The 6,141-nt window shown below is 56.3% G+C and carries 5 protein-coding genes; 2 read left to right on the top strand and 3 right to left on the bottom strand.

What is annotated here, in order from left to right; translation table 11 throughout:
* Positions 1 to 263: 263 nt before the first annotated feature.
* On the top strand, positions 264 to 881 hold the full coding sequence (locus tag ACP7AP_RS21135; protein WP_426037412.1) for a rhomboid family intramembrane serine protease: 618 nt from the start codon (positions 264 to 266) through the stop codon (positions 879 to 881).
* Here the strand turns inward: ACP7AP_RS21135 and ACP7AP_RS21130 are convergent.
* The 3 genes from ACP7AP_RS21130 to ACP7AP_RS21120 form a co-directional block, all read right to left on the bottom strand.
* Complete coding sequence (locus ACP7AP_RS21130) at positions 848 to 2,056, bottom strand: glycosyltransferase family 4 protein (RefSeq protein WP_426037410.1); 1,209 nt, start codon at positions 2,054 to 2,056, stop codon at positions 848 to 850. The genes ACP7AP_RS21135 and ACP7AP_RS21130 overlap by 34 nt on opposite strands.
* Before the next feature lie 134 nt (positions 2,057 to 2,190).
* Entirely contained in the window at positions 2,191 to 3,237 is a 1,047-nt protein-coding gene (locus ACP7AP_RS21125; protein ID WP_426037408.1) for a ParB/RepB/Spo0J family partition protein, read from the bottom strand.
* Between the two features lie 48 nt (positions 3,238 to 3,285).
* Positions 3,286 to 4,671, bottom strand: a complete 1,386-nt coding sequence (locus ACP7AP_RS21120; RefSeq protein ID WP_426037406.1) for an AAA family ATPase — start codon at positions 4,669 to 4,671, stop codon at positions 3,286 to 3,288.
* A gap of 563 nt (positions 4,672 to 5,234) precedes the next feature.
* Between ACP7AP_RS21120 and ACP7AP_RS21115 the strand changes: the two genes are divergently transcribed.
* Positions 5,235 to 6,137: a replication initiator protein A gene (locus tag ACP7AP_RS21115; protein WP_426037404.1), complete on the top strand. Its 903-nt coding sequence runs from the start codon at positions 5,235 to 5,237 to the stop codon at positions 6,135 to 6,137.
* The last annotated feature ends 4 nt before the right edge of the window (positions 6,138 to 6,141 follow it).

Below are 6,141 nucleotides of genomic sequence, written 5' to 3'. Positions count from 1 at the left end.
GCGTTGTAAGAGCGCCAGTTCGTCGTGCGGTAGGTCGGAGGTGCAGGTTTGCTCATACCCTGCGACTAACACCTTGCAGTCACGCAGGGAATCCCTCACGATTTGTGCAACAGAGCCCCCATTGGCGCTGGGTGTTGCACTTGATGTTTGAGTTTAAGCAGCTTGCAGAGTGGCCTTAGATTGTTCACCAATGGGTCATGGCTCCCGCTCCCTCACCCACCAGCTCCACCAGACCACGCTCCGTATATGGTGTGTTAATTGCGGTGATCCTGACTTCTGTGCTGCCGGAGCTGATCCTGCTGTCCGCCGACTTCGGCCTGATCGGATCACCGCGCTGGCGGCCACTCGCCTATCAGTATGGCGCGTTCTGGGCGGGACTTCTGCATGGCTGGCAGCCAAACTTTGCGGTCCAGCCCGTTACGATGTTTTTGACCCATGCGTTTTTGCACACTGGGCCTATGCATCTGATCGGCAACATGCTGGCCTTGGGAGTTTTGGGACAAATGATTCTGGAGCGGCATAACACCGGGCAGTTTATTTTGATTTACATCGCCGCTGCCTTGGGCGGCGGCACAACCTACGGACTGCTGTCGCATAGTGCAGTGCCAATGGTTGGCGCATCGGGTGCAATTTTTGGGCTCGCCGGTGCGCAATTGGTCTGGCGCTGGCAAGATCAGCCCAAGGGGGACCTGAGCCACCTTCGCAGGCTTGCCGAGCTGTGCGGCGGCATGTTGGGGCTTGTTGTGATCAACCTGCTAATGTGGTGGCTCCAAGACGGTCAGCTGGCTTGGCAAACCCATCTGGGCGGCACGCTAATGGGAGTGGCGGCGGCGGGGCTTTTGCCCGCTCAACGGCCCATCTTGCTAAAGATCCGATCATAGGCCGCCCTCAGCTGCGGTGCTGAATGCGCCCACGACAGCCTTTCCATCACTCGCGCCCGGCCGACCTTGCCCAAGCGTTGCCGTTCTGCCGGGTTGTCGATCAACTGCGCGATTTTCGCGGCGAAATCTTCGGGGTCATTGTTTTTAGCATAAAGAGAGGCCTCCCCGGCCGACGCGCGGCCTTCGGTCAGATCGAACTGCACCGTCGGTTTTTCCAGTGTCATGTATTCCATGACCTTGTTCATAGTTGATATATCATTCATCGGATTTTTTGGATCGGGCGAAAGTCCGATGTCTATGCTGTTCAACACTGACAGCATGTCTTCACCATAAAGCGCTCCGGTGAAGGTAAAGTACGCGCCCAACCCGCGCGCCTGCACATCGCGTTCTACCTCGGGAAGCTGCGGGCCAAAACCTACGATCATGAAATGGACACGGTTATAGCCCAACTTGCGTATTAGGTGATCAGCAGCTGCTACCAGCAGATCCATGCCTTCTTGTTGGCCGATAACGCCAACATATCCCAAGACCGTTTCTGCGCCTTTGCGATGCTGTGGATCGGGTGGACCGGGCAGAAACACCTCCGTTTTGGGAGCAGAACGGACGACAAAGACATCTTGGGGCTGCATACGTCCTCGGCGCAGCGCAATGGCACGAAAACTTTCATTGGTCGCCATCGATACAGAGGCAGTAGCGAAAGTCATGCGTTCCCATATTAGCATGACCCGGTATAGCAGACCGCGCTTACCGAACTTTGCCTCAAACAGCTCGGGACAAACATCATGATGGTCGAACATGTACCGTACGCCCCGCAGGCGGTACCACAGCGCCAGAAGGAAAATTAGGTCGGGAGGGTTGCAGCCTTGGATCACGTCAAAGCCGCGCTCCCGTCGGACCTTTCGGGCCAATCGGAACCAGTTCCACAACGCATGACCATATTCGCGGGCGTAAGCCACTGCACCGGAATGTGCCTCCCGAGGCTCCGAATGGCGATAAATATGTACCCCTTCGCGCAGTTCATAGGGAGCTGTCCAACCCCGCCCCATCGGACTGATGATCGAGACTAGATAGCCCGCGTCAACCAGCGTTGTGGCTTCGAGCCAAACCCGCCGATCCAGCGGCACAGGCAAATTTTCCACCACGATTAGAATGCGGCGGGCGGGGCTAAACGACATAACAAATCAATCCTTATGCTCAGGTTAAAAGAACACTCTTATCAAACATTCGTGCTGTTTAAAGATATCAGGAAGACCGCGTTTCGCAATCTCTCAGCAAACTATGAGCTACAATGTTTCGCGCGCGAAACATTTCAGGAGCGTTGCAACCACGCCTCGAGGCGTTCCCGGAACACAGAATCAATACTTGAGCCGAATAGGATCAACGTCGGTTTGGCCGCGTCACCATCAATCTGGAGGAACACACCAGGGCAGACTTCTCGGGCAAGTGCGGGCAAGTGCTTGCTTTTGGCCCTTTCCTTTCGGGTCGACCGCAAAATAGGCTCTGCGGTAATATTCAGAGCCTTATTTTCCACAAGAATCGATAGAAGAATCAATTCATCCGCGGCGGCTCTTGGCGGGTTAGCTTGAAGAGCCTGAACAACAGCCATGCCGCAATCGGGGTTATCACTCAAGCGCTTCGATAGCTCCAGACCTAGCCGTTCAGGCAGGGCAGAGGGGAAGCGAAGAGCGTGCCCGAGGTTGCGATAGATGCTCAGAAATGAGCCTATCTTGGAGCGTTTCGCGCGGCTCGCGGTGGCGAATAACTTTTGCAGCGCCTCACGGTCAGATGCAAAAACACCTTGCTCGACGGATTTAGCGGTAATGCGGGCGCGCTCAAAATACGACAACCCTAGGCGAATTTCATTTTCCTCGACCATCGCGATGTAGGCGTCGCTTGCAGTTTCGGGATGCCGTAGAAGTGCCAGTACAGAGCCGAAACTCGCATCCCCCGTCTGTTCTTGAAGCCGCGCCAGCGCAGTGGTGCGGCGCCAACCGGAAATCAGGCCATAGCGGCCGGGGGCAATTTCGGTCACTTCGATCGGACTGCGCTGGCCGTGGCTGCGCAGGCTGTCCATCAGAGACTGCATCTCTTCTTGATCTGCGCCGATGCGGTCGCGCACCAGATAGTCTGCATCAATCGCTGTCAGGGGAAGCAGTTGCAGCAACCGTCCTTCAGCGCGCGCAGAGGCCAGGACGGCGGAAACCTCGGCCAAGGCGGCTGTGGTGCTTGCGTCCCCTGCAACTTGGGCAATCGGCGGCGGGGTGATGCCAGGCCGTAGGTAGGTCTTGGCTTCCAGAGCCAGAGGCGTGGAGAGGTGGTCGGGCTGCGCCGGGGTCAGTCTTTTGCGTTTTGCCATGATCTACCTCCGTCAGCGGGACCGTAAATGTTTCGCGCGCGAAACATCTCAACCCTCCTGCATCGCGCGTTCATCGCGCCGCCAGATGCCCAGCAGAAGCTGTTTGAAGGTGGCATAGGTGGCATCAAAGGTTTCGCGACCACGGATATAGGTGTCGCGGTTGAAGTCACGGTAGTCCGCCTCGTAGATACCGTTGACTTGTTCGCCCGCCTGCCCGATCAGCGCTGTGAAATCCTGCCGTTGCGGTGCCATGGTTCGGCCGAGATAGGCTTGCATCAGCGCCGCAAGTTCGGATTGCTGGCTGCCGTCATAGCGGGTGATGATGGTTCGTACCGCATCCCATTCAAACGCAAGCTCTGGGCGGCCAAGCGCACGTGCCGCGATATTCTCGCCGTCTTCGATTGAGCGGAAGGTGGAATGTAGCATGTCGAAGAAGCGGCCGGTTGAGTCAAATTCCAGAAAAGATGCGCCAACCGGCACCAGCAATATATCCGCCGCAGCAAGGCCATTGATGGTCAGATAGCCGAGGGCAGGGGGGGTATCGAAGAAAATCAGATCATAACGATCAAGCAGCCCGGCCTCGGACAGACTTTCGCTGAGCGCATCCCAAAGCTTCCAGCCGCGCGCTGCCATCCTCCAGACTGGGATCTGGAACTCGGACCAGTAAAGATTGAGCTGGCTGCCTATCAGATCAATGTTTGGCCAATGCGTCGACTGGATCACATCAGTGGCTGAGATCTTGAGCGCCTCAGCCAATGTGTCGTCGAGGGCTACAGGCGCCTCACCGCGGGCGACGCGGGCGCGGTTATCTGATTGCAGGTGGTTGGCATAATGCCGCGCGATCAGCGGAAACACGGTTTGCCACTCATCGGCGACCTTGCCGCCGAAAATCGAGGTCATCGAGCCTTGGCTATCCAGATCTACCACCAGTACCCGGTAGCCATCCAGCGCCGCCGACATTGCCAGATGCGCACAAGTGGAGGTCTTGCCAACGCCGCCTTTAAAGTTGGCGACCGCCACCATCTTGGCTGGCAAGCCCTTGGGCCGGTAGGGGAGATAGTCTTTCGATTTACGGCCTTCGGCGGCAAAGAAGGCGCGCAGGCGCAGCACATCTTCCAAGGTGAACCATTTGGCACCGGCTTCGGACTCGGATTGTCCTTGCGGCAGATCCAGGTTTGCTTTCAGCACGCGGCGAAAATGTGCCTGCGCCACTGGTATCAGATAGCGTGTGATTTCCCAGGTTGAAAACAGGCGCAACCGCTTGCGGCCTTCATCACCCAAGCCACGAGAGGCCAGATCATCGCGGCCCCGGCCACAGGCAGAGGCAATTTCCGCCAGCTGATCCGTGCCGACCGCAGGGGTCAAGTGATCCAGCGCTGCATCTGGAGAAAGATTGAAATAGGGCGGAAGATCAGCTGCTGATTCTTTGGACATAACCACCCCATGTGCCGTATTTTTACGTATATACCCCAAAACACAGCATGTTGGAATAGAGTGCACACATATACCCAAAAATTATATTTTCTAAGCAATATCAATATATTAGAACATAAAATTTACAGTGTATATGAGCCATCCAATTTTGTCCGGCTTGATCAGCTTGTGTTATATATGAGTTATTTAATAGTTACGCGGGTAGACATGTTTTGTAATCCTTTGATTATAAATATGAAAAAGATAATTTTTTTCACATGAGTGACTCTGAACCCACGATAGTGTGACTCTGAACCCACGTCGAAGCGACTCTGAACCCACGTTGGCTTGAACAGTTTCCTCGACCTGTAAGGCTGCTTGCTCTAGGGTCGGGGTGTTACTGAAACCACGAAGTTCCGCAGCAGTCGGAACAGGTGGCGAGGCGAGGCAGGACAGCTATGGCAACACATTCTTTGGCACGTAGTGCGAGGCGTCCGGTTGCGGGGCTTTTGCCGGAACGACATGGTGGAGATTTTTTTGTTTGTGATGTGCTGGATGCGTTGCCGAAGGACGATTTGGCCAGCATGGAACATCCGATTTTTTCGCTGGCAACACGTCCCGATCTTCGGGTGCTGAGCTATGCGCATAACAATGTCACCATCACGGTGGTGCCGTCAGTCCGTGGATTGGCCACGCTGTTTGACAAGGACATCCTGATCTATTGCATCAGCCAGTTGATGGCGGCGCAAAACGCTGGGCGCCCGATCGGGCGCACTCTGCATCTCACCGCGCATGATCTGCTGATGGCCACCAATCGCGAGTCGTCGGGCGATGGTTATGCCAGGCTGCGCGAGGCGTTTGAACGGTTGGCAGGCACGCGGATCACCACCAATATCGTAACTGGCGGGCTGGAGGTGACCACCGGCTTTGGTCTGATTGAGGGCTGGCAGATTGTGCGCCACACCCGGGGCGGGCGCATGGTGCAGGTGTCGGTCACGCTGTCAGATTGGCTCTACCGGGCAGTGATGGCGAAGTCAGTGCTGACGTTGAGCCGGAATTATTTCCGATTGCGCAAACCGCTGGAGCGGCGGATTTACGAATTGGCGCGCAAGCACTGCGGGCGGCAACCGGAATGGCGGGTGTCGATTGAAACTCTGTTGAAAAAGTCAGGCTCTGCCAGTCCGCGCAGGGTGTTTCGCAAGATGATCCGGGATATGATCGTGGCGGATCATCTGCCAGAATATCATCTGGCGGAAGAGCCGGATGATATCTTGTGTGTGACGCGCCGCGATCAGGTGGTCTTGCCTTCGGCGGGTCCGGTGTTGCGCAGCCTTACCTTGGAGAAGGCGCGCGGTCTTGTAGGCTCTGGCTGGGACATCTATGCGCTGGAGGCGGAATGGCGCGATATCTGGATGCGCAGCGGCAGGCCGTCTTTGCGCAGCCCGGATGCGGCGTTTCTGGGCTGGCTGAAAAAACGCGGGGCATGAAGGA

The sequence above is a fragment of the Cypionkella sp. TWP1-2-1b2 genome (assembly GCF_049896245.1).
Classification (GTDB): Bacteria; Pseudomonadota; Alphaproteobacteria; order Rhodobacterales; family Rhodobacteraceae; genus Cypionkella.
The sequence above is the reverse complement of the archived record's forward strand: the minus strand, read 5'-3'. Positions and strand labels throughout refer to the sequence as shown.

Bases quoted from the DNA above. Each gene is read 5' to 3' on its own strand.
- ACP7AP_RS21115 (WP_426037404.1), top strand. From the start codon at position 5,235: ATGGAACATCCGATTTTTTCGCTGGCAACACGTCCCGATCTTCGGGTG.
- ACP7AP_RS21130 (WP_426037410.1), bottom strand. From the start codon at position 2,056: ATGTCGTTTAGCCCCGCCCGCCGCATTCTAATCGTGGTGGAAAATTTG.
- ACP7AP_RS21125 (WP_426037408.1), bottom strand. From the start codon at position 3,237: ATGGCAAAACGCAAAAGACTGACCCCGGCGCAGCCCGACCACCTCTCC.
- ACP7AP_RS21120 (WP_426037406.1), bottom strand. From the start codon at position 4,671: ATGTCCAAAGAATCAGCAGCTGATCTTCCGCCCTATTTCAATCTTTCT.